This window comes from Streptococcus sp. 116-D4, assembly GCF_009731465.1.
Classification (GTDB): Bacteria; Bacillota; Bacilli; order Lactobacillales; family Streptococcaceae; genus Streptococcus; species Streptococcus pseudopneumoniae_E.
This window is the reverse complement of record NZ_AP021887.1, coordinates 915,932-932,570: the sequence shown is the minus strand read 5'-3', so window position 1 is coordinate 932,570 and position 16,639 is coordinate 915,932. Positions and strand designations below refer to the sequence as shown.

Sequence of the window (16,639 nt, the reverse complement as noted above, 5' to 3'; positions counted from 1 at the left end):
TTTACACTCTGCGAAAATCCAATTCAAACTTCGTCAGCGTCGCCTTGCCGTACTTTAGTACAGCCTGCAGCTAGCTTCCTAGTTTGCTCTTTGATTTTCATTGAGCTTACATTTTATAGGAGCGCATTATTTTGCTTTTGCTGCGTACTCTTCGTTACGTTTGATCATTTGTTTTCTGTACCAAGCAAAGATACCTACATAGAATACAAGGAAGACTACAGCACCAAGGATTGCTTTGATATCACCAGTTGTAGTGTTACCAATTGTCCAACCTAGAAGTTTTTCGATTGGTCCTTCAAGAGTTGAGTGAGTAATGAGCTGAGTTTGGCTTACACCTTCTGGGAAGGCACCTACACCTTTAGCAAGTTCTGTTGCAAATGGTGCGATAAGTGTACCTGAAAGAAGGAAGAGTGGCAACAAGAGTGTTCCGAAGATAATCATACGGAGCAATTTACCACGAGTTACAACCAAGAGAGCTGGAGTAACACCCATAGCGATGATACCTGCAAGTGGCAAGATACCATTTCCGACTTTTGAAAGAAGCACCGCTTCAACCAACATAATTGGTGCAAGAACATTGGCACAAGCCCAGATTTCAGCACGTCCAGCGATGAATGGCCAGTCAAGACCGATATTGAATTTACGTCCTTGAAGACGTTTAGTAGCAACGTTTGTAATACCTTGTGAAAGTGGTTCTACGGCTGCGATGAACCATGAACCGATCAATGAGAAGAGTTCCAAAGATACACCGGCAGTCAAACCAAGAGACAACCATCCTTTGATAACAAGACGCCATTTATCTGCATCTTCGACTCCTGCAATTGGATGTGGAGTTCCCATAATACCGATAACGATACCAAGGATGAAACCGATAAAGAATTTAGAACCCCAGAAACCGATTTTCTTATTTAATTTAGCAGCGTCAAAGTCATATTTATCAAGACCTGGGAAGAATTTTTCAAAAATCTTATCCAAAACCATGATAACTGGGTTCATCATGTAGTTCATGTGAGTTGATGTCATTGGTGATGAACTTGGTGCATTAAGAAGGTCATCAAATGTAGGTTTCATCAAATCAGAGTTGATGATTTTAAGAATACCTACAAGTACAACTGCTGCAGTTGCGATAAAGAGTGAAACCCCTTGGCTCACACCATTGTTGTCAGCATACCATTTAATCAAAAGACCTGTGATAGACAAGTGCCAGATATCAAAGATATCAACGTCGAGTGTATCAGTTTTCTTCATAGCAAGCATCACTACGTTGACAATCAACATGATAAGCAAGAAGTAAAGTGTCCAAGCAGATCCCCAAGTGATTGTTGCAAGTGGTGCCCAACCAACGTCAGTGATACTCAATTGAATACCAGTGTTTTCAACGAATTTTGCAAGTGATGCTGAGAAAGCACCATTTAGCATACCGATGATAGCACCGATACCTGTAAGAGCGATGGCAAGTTTGATACCACCTTCAAGCGCTTTGGAGAATTTCACTCCAAAAAGTAAAGCCAATACTGTCAAAATGATCAGCATGATGATAGGTCCACCCATATCTAAGACGGGTTTGAAAACCCTTCCGATTAGGTCAAAGATTGCATCCATAACAATTCCTCCCTTTTTTATGTTATATGAATGTTAACAAGTTAAAATTAGCTTAATCCGTGTTCTTTGATAGCTGCTTCAATATTATCAAATACTGGTGCACTCATTGCTGGGATACGGAATAAGATTGGCCCAGCTTCGATAACTGGAATACCTGGTTCAAAACCAAGATCTGTCGCAGCAATCGGTGTGAAGATGTCATAACCTTTGATAAGATCTTCGTTAACGTCTTTGACCATGACTGCATCACAGTGAACATCAAAACCGCGGTTTGAAAGTTCTTCTTCGAGAGCACTTTTAATTTGGTGGCTTGAGTTAACACCTGCACCGCAGGCAGCAAGAATTTTAATCATATGAATTTCCTCCGATTTAATATTTTTAATAGACAAGATTAAGCAATTGCTTCAGCAATATAAGCATAGAGGTCTTCTGGTTCAGAAATTTTTGATAGGTCTTCAAGATGACCATTTCCAGTAAAGAAGTCCATCAACTGAGCAAGAATGTTCGTTTGACTTGAACTTGAGTTATTAATGATAAAGAAGAGCAAGGATACTTCTACTTCCTTATCTGGCGCAATCATATTGTGGAAAGTCACCGGTTTTTCTAATCGAACGACCACAACTTTTTCGGCTAAATTATGAACAATATCTGTGTGAGGAATAGCCACATTCGGCAAATCCTTACCCAAAAATTCCATATCTAAGCCAGTTGGAAATGACTTTTCACGAGTGATCAAGGCTTCACGATAGGTTGGAGTCACGATTTCTCGTTCTTCCAATAAAGTTGCAACCTGATCAAAAAGATGTTCTTGATTATCCGCTTCTAAGCAAAACACAAGGTTTTTGTCAAAGAAATGATCTAATCCCATAAGGTTTTCCCTTCTTTCCATTAAGTTTATGCTATAAGTATAACACTATATGAAACCGTTGTCAATCACTTTCTGTTCTTTTTTGTCTCTTTTTTTATATTTTTGTTGTTTTTGTGATTTGTTGTATAAAAACAAACATGTAAACAAACACTTCAATTGATTTAATCCTATTCTAAATGCGAAAAAAGCAGACCATCTAAGCCTGCTTTACGATTGATTCTTATATAAACTTCTAATGAACAAGGAAAGGCATTTCTGATAACTTATTCTTCATCCATACTCAAGACGCTGAGGAAGGCCTCTTGTGGGACTTCTACAGAACCGATGGCTTTCATCCGTTTCTTACCAGCTTTTTGTTTTTCAAGGAGTTTACGCTTACGAGAAACGTCACCACCATAACACTTAGCAAGCACATTCTTACGAAGAGCCTTGATATCAGTACGAGCCACAATCTTGTGTCCAATTGCTGCCTGAATTGGTACCTCAAATTGTTGGCGAGGGATGATTTTCTTAAGCTTATCAACGATGAGTTTACCACGTTCATAGGCAAAGTCTTTGTGAACGATAAAGCTGAGGGCATCCACCTTATCAGCATTAAGAAGGATATCCATTTTCACCAGCTTAGATGGACGATACTCTGACAATTCGTAGTCAAAGCTTGCATAACCGCGTGTTGAAGATTTGAGCTTATCAAAGAAGTCAAAGACAATCTCAGCAAGAGGAATTTGATAGATAACATTGACACGATTGTCATCAATATAATCCATGGTCACAAAGTCACCACGTTTGCGCTGAGCTAGCTCCATCACTGCTCCAACAAATTCCTGTGGTACCATGATTTGTGCTTTAACATAGGGTTCTTCAATGGTCGCAATCTTAGTTGGGTCTGGGAACTCTGATGGGTTAGACACATCCATAGACTCACCGTCGGTCAAATTAACCTTATAGATAACGGATGGAGCTGTCATGATGAGGTCGATGTTGAACTCACGTTCCAAACGTTCTTGGATAACATCCATATGGAGAAGTCCAAGGAATCCACAACGGAAACCAAATCCAAGTGCCTGAGATGTTTCTGGTTCAAACTGAAGACTAGCATCATTCAGTTGCAATTTTTCAAGGGCTTCACGAAGGTCATTGTACTTGTTTGATTCGATTGGATAGAGACCCGCAAAGACCATAGGATTCATCTGCTTGTAGCCATGTAATGGCTCTGCCGCAGGATTGGTTGCCAAGGTAACGGTATCACCGACACGAGTGTCCTGAACCGTCTTGATAGAAGCCGCAATATAACCAACATCACCAGTCGCAAGGAAATCACGACCAACTGCCTTGGGTGTAAAGATACCGACTTCCGTAACATCAAAAGTCTTGCCATTGCTCATGAGCTGAATCTTATCGCCAGGTTTAACCACCCCATCCATGACACGCACTTGGAGGATAACGCCACGGTAAGCATCGTAAACAGAGTCGAAAATCAAAGCCTTAAGTGGTGCCGTCACATCACCCGTTGGCGCTGGCACTTTTTCCACGATTTGCTCGAGAATTTCTTCAATACCGATTCCAGCCTTGGCAGATGCTAAGACTGCTTCGCTGGCGTCCAAACCAATAACATCTTCGATTTCTGTACGCACGCGCTCAGGGTCTGCTGCTGGCAGGTCAATCTTGTTAATGACTGGCATGATTTCCAAATCATTGTCCAAGGCAAGGTAGACGTTTGCCAGGGTTTGAGCCTCAATTCCTTGAGCAGCATCAACTACCAAAATCGCTCCCTCACAGGCAGCTAGCGAACGTGAAACTTCATAGGTAAAGTCAACGTGCCCCGGCGTATCAATCAAGTGAAAAATATAAGTTTCGCCATCTTTTGCAGTGTAATTGAGCTCGATGGCATTCAACTTAATGGTAATCCCACGTTCTCGTTCTAGATCCATGCTATCTAAAAGCTGGGCCTGCATTTCACGACTGGAAACGGTCTCTGTCTTTTCCAAAATGCGGTCTGCTAGGGTCGATTTCCCGTGGTCAATATGGGCGATAATAGAGAAGTTACGGATCTTCTCCTGTCTTTTTTTTAATTCTTCTAAGTTCATGATTCTCTTCCTTTCAGGGTATCTATTTATTATAAATTGTTTTTGACATTTTGACAAGACCATACCCTGCTAGGAGTACTAATCTTCAGCAACAAAGCCGTCATTCTCGATAAAGTGGTGTTCTGTCATTCCTTGGTCTGTAAAGACAATCCCGTGAAGGACACCACCATAGACAGCTCCTCCATCCATTCCAATCTTGCCATCTTCTGTAGTCCAAAGCTCAGCTGTACCACGCTCTTGCTTTAACAAGCCATAAACCGGTGTGTGACCAAAGACAATGATTTTTCCAGTATGATTTTCAGCTTCGTGGAATGGTTTTCTAAGCCAGACTTTCTTGTAATCTGTGGTTTCATGCCAGTCGTCTAAGGTCAAATCAATACCTGCGTGCACAAAGATATACTTATCTGTCTCTACCACAAACGGCATTTGACGAATAAATTCGACCAAATCTGCTGCTTCAGTAGCAACACGCTTGGCATCCTCCACTCCATCAACTGGTGCATCCAAGGGACGACCTAGGATAGAATTAATGGTTGTATCTCCACCATTGCGACGATAGTGGTCATAGCTTTCTTCTGGGTTATCGAGCCAAGTCAAAAACATATACTCGTGGTTTCCTGACAAACAGATTGCCCCTTGATTATCGACCAAGTCCTTGACCATTTCTAGGACACGGCGACTATCTTCACCACGGTCAATCAAATCCCCTAGAAAGAGTAACTGGGTCTGACCATCCCATGTTTTGAGAAGGTCTTCCAGCATCCTAGCTTTTCCATGAACATCTCCAATTACATAATAGTCTGTCATCTTATTTCTCCCTGTTTCTCAACAATTCTCTGGCTTGCGTCAGGGCAGCTTCCGTCACATCATCACCTGCCAACATCTTGGCAACTTCCTCCACTCGCTCTTCAACCGTCAAGAGACGAACAGTCGAAACTGTTGAATGGTCATTGCTAATCTTCTCAATAAAGAATTGATAATCCGCAATCGCAATCACTTGTGGCAAATGAGAAATAGCCAGAACCTGACCATGTTGGCCAATCTTGTGAATCTTCTGCGCAATAGCCTGAGCTACACGACCTGAAACTCCTGTATCCACCTCATCAAAGACTATGCTGGTCTTGCCTTCTTTACGTGAAAAGGCAGACTTAATGGCTAGCATGAGACGAGATAATTCCCCACCAGACGCAACCTTGACCAAGGGTTTAAAGTCTTCACCAGGGTTGGTTGAAATGTAAAACTCAACCATTTCATTGCCCTCACGGCTAAATTTGCCCTTGCTAAAACGAACCTGAAACTGGGCTTTTTCCATATAAAGGTCTTGCAGTTCTTGTTTAATCTCAGCTTCGAGCTGCTGGGCCAAATCATGACGGGCAGAGGCAAGCTGACCTGCCAAATCAACAAGATTGACTTCCAATTTCTTAAGATCGGTTTCCATGTCCTCAGATGAAAGGTTGTTGCCTGTCAAGAGATTGTACTCTTCCGTAATCTTTGCAAAATAAAGCAAGACATCGTCTACCGTCCCGCCATACTTACGGGTAATAGTATGAAGAAGGTCCAAACGATTCTCAACCTGCATGAGACGATTGCCATCAAAATCAAGGTCCTCAATGATATCTTCCAAACGTTTGCTAATGTCTTCTAAGACATAGTAAGTCTCAGACAGAGAGCTTGAAATTTCACGGTATTCAGGGTCGTACTCTTCGACACTTTCCATATCATTCATAGCTGAACGAACATTGGCCAGACTTGAAAAATCTTCATTGTCCAACATACTATAGGCATTGGTCAGCGTATCCGCAATATTTTTATGATTGAGAAGTTTATCACGCTCTTGATTGAGAGCCAGGTCTTCTCCAGCCTGCAAGTTGGTTGCCTCAATTTCTGCCATTTGAAATTCCAACATTTCGATACGAGCCTTGTGCTCCTGTTGGTTTTTCTTGACTTCCAGAACCTGCTTACGCATTTTTCGATAAGCATCAAAACTCGTTTGATAGGTTTCTTTTAAGTCCCAAAAAGCTGCATCGCCAAATTCATCCAACATCTGGATATGAAGTTGAGGACGCATTAACTCTTCTTGGTCATGCTGACCATGAATATCTACTAGATGTTGTCCAATAGCACGCAAAACAGACAGATTAACCATCTGACCATTTACACGGCTGATACTACGACCGTTTTGCAAGATTTCCCGACGGATGATAATTTCATCCCCCAGTTCCAAACCTTGCTCATCAAAAATTTCCTGCAAAAGGCGACTATTCTCAACTGAGAAAAGTCCCTCAATCTCTGCCTTAGGTGCACCATGACGAATAACATCTGTCGTAGCACGAGCTCCCAACATCATATTCATAGCATCAATAATAATCGACTTCCCTGCACCTGTTTCACCAGTCAGAACAGTCATCCCCTTTTCAAAATTGAGGGAAATAGCCTCAATAATGGCAAAGTTTTTTATCGAAATTTCAAGTAACATACAGACCTACCAATTTTTTACTTGTTCAAAGATTTCCTCAGCTAGACTTGCACTTCTGGCAATGACTAAAATCGAGCTATCATCAGCCAAACAGCTAAAAATCTTGCCCGCAAATGCCTCTATTAACTGAGCTTTTACAAAAGCAGTATTTCCTGGGATAACTTGGAGATTGATCATCTCTTCCATCAATTCAGCTGACTCAATATTGTCTTCAGCCAGTTGCAAACTTTTCACGATTGATTTTGGTAACTCATAGACATAGGTGTTATCTCTCAAAGGAATCTTGACAATACCTAGCTCTTTGATATCCCGTGATACCGTTGCCTGAGTGGCGGTAATGCCAGCCTCTTTCAAATGTTCCACGATTTCTTCTTGCGTACCGATTTGATAATCTGTCACAAATCGTCTAATTTTTTCAAGTCTCTCTTTTTTATTCATTTTTAAATTGACTATGCGCCCTCTCTACTACTTCTTCAATTTCAGCAAGAACCTGATTGCTTGCTGACTCTTCTTTTTTCAAATACGCTAAAAACTCAATATTTCCATGTCCACCTTGGATGGGAGAAAAATCCAAGTCAAGGACTGAAAAGCCTTCCTCTACTGCCATGGTTGTGACAGATTCGAGGACATTCTGATGAACCTTGCCATCGCGAATAATTCCATTTTTCCCGATTTGCTCACGTCCTGCTTCAAACTGAGGTTTGACAAGTGCTACCACCTGACCTTGATTTGCCAAGACACGGTGCAAGGCCGGCAAAATCAGACTGAGAGAAATAAAACTCACATCAATACTGGCAAAGCTCGGTTCATTTTCGAAATCAGTCTTTTCAGCATAGCGAAAATTGAACTGCTCCATACTGACAACTCGTGGGTCTTGGCGTAATTTCCAAGCCAACTGATTGGTACCGACATCAACTGCATAAACTAACTCAGCACCATTCTGTAGCATAACATCGGTAAAGCCACCGGTAGAAGCACCGATATCAATTGTGGTCGCCCCATCAACTGACAAATCAAAGACCTGCAAGGCCTTCTCCAGTTTCAAACCACCACGGCTGACATACTTGAGTTTCTCTCCCTTGAGTTTTAACTCGGTGTCATCTGGAATTTTCTCTCCTGGCTTGTCAAACCGTTCTCCATTCAGGACTGCTACAACTAGGCCAGCCATCACACCGCGCTTGGCCTGCTCTCTCGTTTCAAACAAGCCCTGTTTATAAGCTAGTACATCCACTCTTTCCTTAGCCATTGATTCTCAAACTTTCTACTACACTTACAATCGATTCTATCTCAAAGGAAATCTGCTGGGCAATTTCTTCCAATTTGGCATTAGCTTGATCCAGGGTTTGGTTACAAAAGGCAATAGCCTCTTCCAAGCCCAACAAGGCTGGATAGGTTGACTTTTCTGCCTGCAGGTCCTTTTGTGGCGTCTTGCCGATTTCCTCAAAACTGGCGGTCACATCTAACACATCATCTCGAACTTGAAAAGCCAGTCCAATCAACTCACCCACAGTTTTCAATTTTGCTTGGATTTCTGGTGCTAATTCAGCTATGATAGCAGCTGCTTGGAAGGGATAGGCTAGTAACTTACCTGTTTTATTAGCATGAATAGTCTGGAGTTCTTCCAAAGACAAGTGTTGATGTTCACCCTCCATGTCCAAAACCTGCCCTGCCACCATGCCTAAACTACCTGAAGCCAGCGATAAGTTGGCAATCAAGTCCACCTTGATCTGACTTGGTAAATCTGCCTGTGCTATCAAGGCATAAGGATCTAGGAACAAGGCATCTCCAGCCAAAATGGCCATAGCTTCACCGAATTTCTTATGATTGGTCAATCGTCCCCGACGGTAATCATCATCATCCATAGCAGGAAGATCATCGTGAATCAAGCTCCCTGTATGAATCATTTCCAAGGCCGCAGCTACCTGCGCGTGAGCAGGTTTAATAGCGACCTGCAAGGCATCCAGAACTTCTAGCAAGAGAAAAGGCCGAATACGCTTGCCACCAGCGTGAATGGAATAAAGAACAGACTCTCGCAAACTAGAAGCAAACTGCTGGTCTCCATAAAAATCTTCCAAGGCTGACTCGACAAGAGCTAATTTTTCTTGCTTCTTCATTCAAAATCACTTTCTGTTCCGTCTTCTTGCATGACCTTGACCAAGGTCTTTTCAGCCTTGTCCAGCGTCGCTTGGAGCTCTTTTGACAAGATCATCCCCTTTTGAAAGGCAGCAATCGCATCTTCCAGAGCAATTTCACCATTTTCCAAACTTTGGACGATGGTTTCCAGTTCTGCTAGATTTTCCTCAAATTTCTTTTGCTTTGACATCTTTAACCTCTAATTCTACTTGACCATCTCGCATCAAAAGCGTCACTTGGTCTTTTTTCTTCAAACTCTCAACCGAATCCACAACGGACTCTTCTTTTTTGACAATAGCATAACCACGCGCCACGATTCGACTGGTATCCAACATGAGCAAGGCTTCTGAAAGTCGCTTCACTTCAGCAACCTTGGCGTCATAAACTAATGCCATTTGGCTACGGAGGAGCTTATCCAACTGGCCTAGACGGTCTTGATAACGTTGAATTTTGGTAACAGGTGATAATTGTACCAGTCGATGCGTCCTTGCTTGGACAACTTGTTTGTTATCAGAAATCCGTGTACGCAAACTTTGTTTTAAGCGCAGTTGCAGTTGATCCAAGCGTTGCATATAGCCATCATACAAACGCTCTGGCTGTCTAAAGATAACAGACTGACTGCATTTTTTTAAAGCTTCTTGTTTCTTCGATAGGACATTTCGGACTGCCGTTGCCATCCGTTTTTCCTGATTTTGCAAATGAGCTAATAGATCTAACTTGGTCACAGGTGTGGCCAGTTCAGCAGCAGCCGTTGGTGTCGCAGCGCGGCGATCTGCCACAAAATCTGCCAAGGTCACATCCGTCTCATGTCCCACACTAGAGATAACTGGCAAACGAGATTCAAAAATAGCTCGTACCACAATTTCTTCGTTAAAAGCCCAGAGATCCTCAATGGAACCGCCACCACGACCAATAATCAACAAGTCCAAATCGTTCCGTTGATTAGCACGCGCAATATTTCGAGCAATTTCCTCTGCAGCCCCTTCACCTTGCACCTTGGTCGGATAGAGAAGAATGTCCACACCTGGAAAGCGCCTGCTGACGGTCGTGATAATATCTCGAATAACGGCTCCACTACGGCTTGTTACTACACCAATTCTTTTAGAAAATTGGGGCAGAGGTTGCTTGAAGCGTTCTTGAAACAGACCTTCTTCCGTCAACTTTTTCTTGAGTTGCTCAAACTGAACCGCAAGCGCACCAACTCCATCAGGTTCAGCCTTCTCAATGATGATAGAGTAGCTCCCACTCGGTTCATAGACCTGCACACGACCAATCACATTAATCTTCATTCCTTCTTCAAGGTCGAAACCTAATTTCTGATAAATCCCAGACCAAATAGTCGCTTGAATGACCGCATGGTCATCTTTCAGGGAGAAGTATTGGTGAGTAGGTCGTTTACGAAAGTTGGAAACTTGACCAGTTAAATAGACCCGTTCCAAGTAAGGGTCTTTATCGAATTTCATTTTCAGATACTTGGTCAAAGTTGTTACCGATAAATACTTTTCCATCTCCACCTACTATTCATTTTCTTGCTTTTCCATGGGTATTATTATACCAAAAATATGATTAAAAATCTCCTTTTGCATACCGAAACGAAAGGAAAAATAGAAAAAGGAGGGCAGGCCTCCACATTTGATTATTTGGGCTCTATAATATTTGTAGTGGGTAAATCCCCTATAGATATTATGGAGCCTATTTTGTTGTAGAAAAAAAGTTCCATATCATCTATAATGAAAAGCGATCAAACCATCATTAGAAAGAATCATATGGAACAATTACATTTTATCACAAAACTTCTCGATATTAAAGACCCAAACATCAAGATTCTAGATATCATCAATAGAGATAGTCACAAGGAAATCATCGCTAAATTGGATTATGAGAACCCACCTTGCCCTAATTGCGGAAGTCAAATGAAGAAATATGACTTCCAAAAACCTTCGAAAATTCCTTACCTTGAAACAACTGGTATGCCTACTAGAATTCTCCTTAGAAAGCGTCGATTCAAGTGCTATCATTGTTCAAAAATGATGGTTGCTGAGACTTCTCTAGTAAAGAAGAATCATCAAATCCCTCGTATCATCAACCAAAAAATTGCTCAGAAGCTGATTGAAAAAACTTCTATGACCGATATTGCTCATCAGCTGTCCATTTCAACTTCAACTGTCATTCGCAAGCTCAATGACTTCCGTTTTAAGCATGATTTTTCTCGTCTTCCTGAAATTATGTCATGGGACGAGTACTCCTTTACAAAGGGAAAGATGAGTTTCATTGCTCAAGATTTTGATAATCTCACTATCATCACTGTTCTTGAAGGCAGAACACAAGCTATCATTCGAAATCACTTTCTTAAATATGATAGAGTCGTTCGATGTCGAGTGAAAATCATTACGATGGATATGTTTAGTCCTTACTATGACTTGGCTAAACAGCTTTTTCCAAACGCTAAAATCGTGTTGGATCGTTTCCATATTATCCAACATCTCAGCCGTGCTATGAGTCGTGTGCGTGTTCAAATCATGAATCAGTTTGAACGAAAATCTCATGAATACAAGACTATCAAGCGCTACTGGAAACTCATCCAACAGGATAGTCGTAAATTGAGCGATAAACGTTTTTATCGCCCTACTTTTCGTATGCACTTGACCAATAAAGAGATTCTAGACAAGCTTTTGAGCTATTCAGAAGACTTGAAACACCACTATCAGCTCTATCAGCTCTTGCTTTTTCACTTTCAGAATAAGGAGTCTGAGAAATTCTTTGGACTCATTGAGGACAATCTGAAGCAGGTTCATCCTCTCTTTCAGACTGTCTTTAAAACCTTTCTAAAGAACAAAGAGAAAATTATCAACGCTCTTCAATTACCTTATTCCAACGCAAAATTGGAAGCGACCAATAATCTCATCAAACTTATCAAACGTAACGCCTTTGGATTTCGGAACTTTGAAAACTTCAAAAAAAGAATTTTTATCGCTCTGAACATCAAAAAAGAAAGGACGAATTTTGTCCTTTCTCGATCTTAGCTAACTTCAACCCACTACAGTTGACAAAGAGCCATTATTTGCTGTTTCGAGCTTCTTCCAAAATCTTTGCAATCTTGGTCGTCAACAGATCGATAGCCACTGTGTTGCTGACTCCCTCAGGAATGACGATATCGGCATAACGTTTGGTTGGCTCGATAAACTGGTGGTACATAGGTTTGACCACACCTAAGTACTGGTCAATAACGCTATCAAGGCTACGGCCACGCTCTTCCATATCGCGCTTAATACGGCGAATAATACGCACATCGTCATCCGTATCCACAAAAATCTTGATATCCATCAAATCGCGCAGACGCTTGTCCTCCAAGACCAAAATCCCCTCAACGATAAAGACATCTTGAGGCTCTTGACGATAGGTCTTGCTACTCCGTGTATGCTCTGTATAGTCGTAGGTTGGGATATCTACCGGTCTCCCTGCCAACAATTCCTTCATCTGCTCGATCATCAAGTCTGTATCAAAGGCAAAAGGATGGTCATAGTTGGTTTTGACACGCTCTTCAAAGGTCAAATGAGACTGATCCTTATAGTACGAATCATGCTCAATCATGGAAATCTTTTCATCAGGAAAGTGCGATAAAATGGCTCTTGAAACACTGGTTTTTCCTCCACCAGAACCACCTGTCACTCCGATAATGATTGGTCTATTTTGCATGCTATCCTCCGTTTTTTTATCCGTCGTCTATTCTATCACATTTTTAGCCAAATTTATAGTCTGATTTTGGATAGATTATGGGTAACAATTCAAATACTTTCACTCCAGTTAGACTAGCCAAAAACCTTCCTTGGCTTGTAGAGATTGCCTCGTTTTTCTAGAATGGCTAGCAATTTATCATCTTCAAAGGCAGCCAATTCTTGGTCTGTTTGGTCGAGTTCGATAAAACGACCAAAACGTACTTCTGTAGCCTCTTCTGGACTTAGGAAAACTTTGACAAGGTCGCCTGTCCCAATCTCTAGAGGATGGAGAAAGTCCAATTGACCAGCCTCCACTTTTTCAGCAATTTCGTCCAAGGTAAGAGCATCTTCTAGTTGCAAACCAGCTGCACTAGTCCGTGTCAAATGTGACATATGAGCCGCGTAACCCAATTTTTCTCCCAAGTCAACTGACAAGGTACGGATATAAGTCCCCTTACTACATTTCACACGAAAAGTAAAGCGTGCAAGATGACCCTCATAAGAAATCGGACTTGTTCGTTCAAATTGATAAATGGTCACCTGACGTTCTGGACGCTCTACTTCCTGACCAGCACGCGCATACTCATAGAGCTTGCGACCATTGACCTTAACCGCAGAATACATAGGTGGAATCTGAGTAATAGGCCCAATCAAGCTGGCAATCGCTTCATCGACAAGCTTTTCATCCAAGGGCGACAAAACAGGGGTCTCTGCGACCACTTCCCCACTGGCATCCTCAGTCGTCGTGGAATAACCTAGAGTGATTTCCCCCTCATAGACCTTGCCCTCATCCTGCATAAACTCGACCATGCGTGTCGCCTTGCCAACCGCAATGGGCAAAACTCCCACCACATCCGGATCCAAGGTCCCACCATGACCAATCTTCTTGGTTCTCAAAATCTTACGCAGTTTAAAAACCGCATCATGCGAGGTCATCCCCGCTTCTTTTTTTAAGTTGATAATACCATTCATTTTTGCTTTCTTACTCCCCCTTCAGAGCTTCAAATTTTGCTTTCATGGTTGGATTTTTTCGAGTCAATTTTTTAACAGAGACATCTTCCAATTTGTTGTTAGCTAGACGGAGTTGGTTTTCGGATGTGGTTAGGAACTTTTTGACCTCTTCCATGCGTTTGATAGCCTTATCGATTTCATCGATTGCTTTACCAAAGTTGGTAGAAGCAGAGTTGTAGTTTTTGGCAAAAGCTAGCTTAAAGGCATCCAAGTCTTCCTCAAAATGCGTAATATCGATATTCTGCTCCCGAACTAAAGCCAACTCCTGCTTGTATTTTAGGGAATTAAGCGCCGCATTTCGCAAAAGCCCAATCAACTGAATAAAGAATTGAGGACGAACCACATACATCTTTTCATACTCGTGGCTGACGTCAACAATCCCTGTGTTAAAGTAATCATTATCTGCCTCAAGCATAGTCACCAAAACCGCATATTCACAGTTCTTTTCACAACGATCCTTGTCCAATTCCTTGTAAAAATCTGCATTCTTGTGCTTCTTCTCTGTTCCATCTGCTTCGTTTTTCATCTCAAACATGATGGAAATGATTTCGACCCCATTTTCATCACTCTCACGGAAGATAAAGTCTCCCTTGGACCCACGCGCAGAGACCTTGTTATCTTTCTCAAAGTAGGCATTTGGAAAGGCAAAACTGCGGACCTTGTTAAACTCACTCTCTGCATAGTGTTCCAAGCTTTCCCCGATAGCTTTTGTAGATTGTTGTGCCTTGAAATTCTTGTAAAATTCGACTTGTTCACTGGCTGCCTTGAGTTGAGCTTCGTAGTTTCGCTTAACTGAAGTCATAGACAGTTCGTTTTCTTTTTCTTGTAAAAGAAGCTGATTTTTGACCTGATCCCGTTCTTTTTCTAGGTCAGAAAGGGTCTTTTGTAGTTGATTTTCATGCTCCAAACGCAAGGTGGCCAATTTGTTTTCCAAGGCCTGTACTTCCTTGTCCTTTGCCAATAAAGCCTGATGACTTGTCTGTTCAACCTCTTTCTTGGCCAATTCTTTTTCTGCATCAAAGTTTTGGATTTGACTCTGTAATTGCGCAATTTCTTGGTCCTTTTGAGCTAGTTTAGACTGTTGCTCATTCATGGCTTTTTGCTCAGCCAAAGCCAATTCCTGTCTCATCCTATCGTGTAGTTCCTTATCAAACTCTGCCGTTCTTACTTGAGACAAGAGTTCAGCATACTGACTCTCATTTACTGTAAAGACTTCCCCACAGTTGGGACATTTGATTTCGTTCATATCGTTCCTCTTTCTAGACTTCTTTATCCATTATATCATGCCTGAGGGAAAATCAAAAACAGCGAGTTGAACCCCACTGTTTATATCTGTTACTTTAAATTTTTTCTAAGGCCAAACGCAAATCTTCAATCAAATCTTCTACATTTTCAAGACCGATTGACAAACGAATTTGGTTTGGTGTGATACCTGCTGCTTCTAGATCTTTTTCTGACAATTGACCGTGAGTGGTTGTAGCTGGATGAACCACAAGTGATTTAGCATCTGCCACGTTTGCAAGGTCAGAGAAGATTTCTAAATGATCAATTACCTTGCGAGCTTCTGCCTCCCCACCTTTGACATGGAAGGTAAAGATTGAACCCACACCTTTTGGTAAATATTTCTCAGCCAAGGCATGATATGGACTATCTGCCAATTTTGGATAGTTAACTTTTTCTACCTTAGGATGGTTGACAAGGAAATCAACAATTTTCTCTGCATTTTGCACATGACGTTCGACACGAAGTGAAAGGGTCTCCAGTCCTTGAAGCAAGAGGAAGGCATTAAAAGGCGACAAGGCTGCACCTGTATCACGAAGCAATTGAACACGGACAGCGATAATAAAGGCTGCTGCACCCACATCGCGAGTATAGCTCAAATTGTGGTAGCTTGGGTCTTCCTCAACAAATTGAGGAAATTTACCTGAAGCCGCCCAGTCAAAACGACCACTATCAACAATCACTCCTCCAATAGTCGTACCATGCCCACCGATAAACTTAGTCGCAGAGTGAATGGCAATATCTACGCCGTGAGAAAAAACGTTAATCAAATAAGGTGTTGCAAAGGTATTATCTGAAACGAGCGGAATCTGGTGTTTATGCGCAATCTCAGCCAATTTTTCCAGGTCTGGAATGTTAATCAAGGGGTTACCCAAGGTTTCAATCAAGACAAGCTTTGTATTGTCATTGATAGCTGCTTCTACTTCTTCCAAATTATCCACATCGACAAAGGTTGTTGTGATCCCATAACGAGGAAGGGTTTCCTTCAAGAGATTGAAGGTTCCACCGTAAATAGTTGATGCTGCCACTACATGATCACCCGCATGAGCAAGAGCCAAAATCGTATAAGTCACTGCGGCCATACCTGATGCTGTTGCAAGAGCTCCCACACCACCTTCAAGGGCAGCGATTCTTTCTTCAAATGCTGCTGTTGTCGGGTTGGTGATACGGGTATAGATATTCCCTGGTTTTCTCAAGGCAAACAGATCCGCACCTTCCTGCGTATCATCAAAAACAAAGGATGTTGTTTGATAAATCGGAACTGCACGTGACTTGGTAGCTGGATCCACAACTTGACCAGCATGTAGTTGCAAAGTTTCAAATTTAAAATCACGAGTCATAAAAAGACCTCCAAATAGTTTGATTAAGGATATTGTAGCACCTTAAGGTATAGTTTACAAATAACAGTTTTCTATGTTTTGATATAAGAAATAGCTATTACTCTATTTTAAAAATGAAAAAAGCA

General features: G+C 41.7%; 16 protein-coding genes. 1 reads left to right on the top strand and 15 read right to left on the bottom strand.

The features are described 5' to 3' along the window. Positions 1–126: 126 nt before the first annotated feature. The 11 genes from UKS_RS04730 to xseA all read right to left on the bottom strand — a co-directional run bounded on the left by UKS_RS04730 (position 127) and on the right by xseA (position 10,674). Positions 127–1,602, bottom strand: coding sequence for a PTS galactitol transporter subunit IIC (locus tag UKS_RS04730; protein ID WP_049495972.1), 1,476 nt, complete (start codon positions 1,600–1,602; stop codon positions 127–129). 47 nt (positions 1,603–1,649) lie between these two features. Further along, entirely contained in the window at positions 1,650–1,955 is a 306-nt protein-coding gene (locus tag UKS_RS04725) for a PTS sugar transporter subunit IIB (protein WP_023942583.1), read from the bottom strand. A gap of 38 nt (positions 1,956–1,993) precedes the next feature. Next, positions 1,994–2,470: a PTS sugar transporter subunit IIA gene (locus UKS_RS04720; protein ID WP_173020463.1), complete on the bottom strand. Its 477-nt coding sequence runs from the start codon at positions 2,468–2,470 to the stop codon at positions 1,994–1,996. A gap of 263 nt (positions 2,471–2,733) precedes the next feature. Further along, on the bottom strand, positions 2,734–4,557 hold the full coding sequence (gene lepA, locus UKS_RS04715; protein ID WP_156011992.1) for a translation elongation factor 4: 1,824 nt from the start codon (positions 4,555–4,557) through the stop codon (positions 2,734–2,736). Positions 4,558–4,635: 78 nt separating this feature from the next. After that, positions 4,636–5,364 carry a metallophosphoesterase family protein gene (locus tag UKS_RS04710; RefSeq protein WP_156011991.1) on the bottom strand — a complete coding sequence of 243 codons (729 nt, stop codon included), beginning with the start codon at positions 5,362–5,364 and terminating at the stop codon, positions 4,636–4,638. A 1-nt stretch (position 5,365) separates the two neighbouring features. After that, positions 5,366–7,033, bottom strand: a complete 1,668-nt coding sequence (gene recN, locus UKS_RS04705; protein WP_156011990.1) for a DNA repair protein RecN — start codon at positions 7,031–7,033, stop codon at positions 5,366–5,368. Between the two features lie 6 nt (positions 7,034–7,039). Next, on the bottom strand, positions 7,040–7,471 hold the full coding sequence (locus UKS_RS04700; protein ID WP_156011989.1) for an arginine repressor: 432 nt from the start codon (positions 7,469–7,471) through the stop codon (positions 7,040–7,042). Continuing rightward, positions 7,464–8,279 carry a TlyA family RNA methyltransferase gene (locus UKS_RS04695; protein ID WP_156011988.1) on the bottom strand — a complete coding sequence of 272 codons (816 nt, stop codon included), beginning with the start codon at positions 8,277–8,279 and terminating at the stop codon, positions 7,464–7,466. The genes UKS_RS04700 and UKS_RS04695 overlap by 8 nt, the downstream gene beginning before the upstream one ends. Continuing rightward, positions 8,272–9,147 (bottom strand): polyprenyl synthetase family protein, encoded by an 876-nt coding sequence (locus UKS_RS04690; protein ID WP_156011987.1) that lies wholly within the window; start codon positions 9,145–9,147, stop codon positions 8,272–8,274. The genes UKS_RS04695 and UKS_RS04690 overlap by 8 nt, the downstream gene beginning before the upstream one ends. Next, positions 9,144–9,356, bottom strand: a complete 213-nt coding sequence (locus tag UKS_RS04685) for an exodeoxyribonuclease VII small subunit (protein WP_033629613.1) — start codon at positions 9,354–9,356, stop codon at positions 9,144–9,146. The genes UKS_RS04690 and UKS_RS04685 overlap by 4 nt, the downstream gene beginning before the upstream one ends. Beyond that, a complete protein-coding gene (xseA, locus tag UKS_RS04680) occupies positions 9,334–10,674 on the bottom strand; it encodes an exodeoxyribonuclease VII large subunit (protein ID WP_156011986.1) in 1,341 nt (446 codons plus the stop codon). Before xseA ends, UKS_RS04685 begins: the two co-directional genes overlap by 23 nt. Before the next feature lie 258 nt (positions 10,675–10,932). On the opposite strand from xseA, the gene UKS_RS04675 reads away from it, so the two are divergent. Next, a complete protein-coding gene (locus tag UKS_RS04675) occupies positions 10,933–12,189 on the top strand; it encodes an ISL3 family transposase (RefSeq protein ID WP_173020495.1) in 1,257 nt (418 codons plus the stop codon). Between the two features lie 34 nt (positions 12,190–12,223). Here the strand turns inward: UKS_RS04675 and udk are convergent, their stop codons facing one another. The 4 genes from udk to UKS_RS04655 all read right to left on the bottom strand — a co-directional run bounded on the left by udk (position 12,224) and on the right by UKS_RS04655 (position 16,514). Further along, entirely contained in the window at positions 12,224–12,862 is a 639-nt protein-coding gene (gene udk, locus UKS_RS04670; RefSeq protein ID WP_042901050.1) for a uridine kinase, read from the bottom strand. Between the two features lie 113 nt (positions 12,863–12,975). After that, positions 12,976–13,854, bottom strand: a complete 879-nt coding sequence (gene truB, locus UKS_RS04665) for a tRNA pseudouridine(55) synthase TruB (protein ID WP_156011985.1) — start codon at positions 13,852–13,854, stop codon at positions 12,976–12,978. Positions 13,855–13,864: 10 nt separating this feature from the next. Then, positions 13,865–15,139, bottom strand: coding sequence for a DUF2130 domain-containing protein (locus UKS_RS04660; protein WP_156011984.1), 1,275 nt, complete (start codon positions 15,137–15,139; stop codon positions 13,865–13,867). A gap of 94 nt (positions 15,140–15,233) precedes the next feature. After that, the gene (locus tag UKS_RS04655; protein ID WP_156011983.1) at positions 15,234–16,514 is read right to left on the bottom strand and encodes an O-acetylhomoserine aminocarboxypropyltransferase/cysteine synthase family protein; all 1,281 of its coding nucleotides are present in this window, start codon (positions 16,512–16,514) and stop codon (positions 15,234–15,236) included. Positions 16,515–16,639 lie beyond the last annotated feature (125 nt).

Excerpts from the sequence above, each read along its gene's own strand:
- UKS_RS04685 (WP_033629613.1), bottom strand. The coding sequence starts at position 9,356 with ATGTCAAAGCAAAAGAAATTTGAGGAAAATCTAGCAGAACTGGAAACC.
- UKS_RS04660 (WP_156011984.1), bottom strand. The coding sequence starts at position 15,139 with ATGAACGAAATCAAATGTCCCAACTGTGGGGAAGTCTTTACAGTAAAT.
- UKS_RS04655 (WP_156011983.1), bottom strand. The coding sequence starts at position 16,514 with ATGACTCGTGATTTTAAATTTGAAACTTTGCAACTACATGCTGGTCAA.
- UKS_RS04730 (WP_049495972.1), bottom strand. The coding sequence starts at position 1,602 with ATGGATGCAATCTTTGACCTAATCGGAAGGGTTTTCAAACCCGTCTTA.
- UKS_RS04690 (WP_156011987.1), bottom strand. The coding sequence starts at position 9,147 with ATGAAGAAGCAAGAAAAATTAGCTCTTGTCGAGTCAGCCTTGGAAGAT.
- UKS_RS04725 (WP_023942583.1), bottom strand. The coding sequence starts at position 1,955 with ATGATTAAAATTCTTGCTGCCTGCGGTGCAGGTGTTAACTCAAGCCAC.
- udk (WP_042901050.1), bottom strand. The coding sequence starts at position 12,862 with ATGCAAAATAGACCAATCATTATCGGAGTGACAGGTGGTTCTGGTGGA.
- UKS_RS04695 (WP_156011988.1), bottom strand. The coding sequence starts at position 8,279 with ATGGCTAAGGAAAGAGTGGATGTACTAGCTTATAAACAGGGCTTGTTT.
- lepA (WP_156011992.1), bottom strand. The coding sequence starts at position 4,557 with ATGAACTTAGAAGAATTAAAAAAAAGACAGGAGAAGATCCGTAACTTC.
- UKS_RS04675 (WP_173020495.1), top strand. The coding sequence starts at position 10,933 with ATGGAACAATTACATTTTATCACAAAACTTCTCGATATTAAAGACCCA.
- UKS_RS04710 (WP_156011991.1), bottom strand. The coding sequence starts at position 5,364 with ATGACAGACTATTATGTAATTGGAGATGTTCATGGAAAAGCTAGGATG.
- recN (WP_156011990.1), bottom strand. The coding sequence starts at position 7,033 with ATGTTACTTGAAATTTCGATAAAAAACTTTGCCATTATTGAGGCTATT.
- UKS_RS04720 (WP_173020463.1), bottom strand. The coding sequence starts at position 2,470 with ATGGGATTAGATCATTTCTTTGACAAAAACCTTGTGTTTTGCTTAGAA.
- UKS_RS04700 (WP_156011989.1), bottom strand. The coding sequence starts at position 7,471 with ATGAATAAAAAAGAGAGACTTGAAAAAATTAGACGATTTGTGACAGAT.
- truB (WP_156011985.1), bottom strand. The coding sequence starts at position 13,854 with ATGAATGGTATTATCAACTTAAAAAAAGAAGCGGGGATGACCTCGCAT.
- xseA (WP_156011986.1), bottom strand. The coding sequence starts at position 10,674 with ATGGAAAAGTATTTATCGGTAACAACTTTGACCAAGTATCTGAAAATG.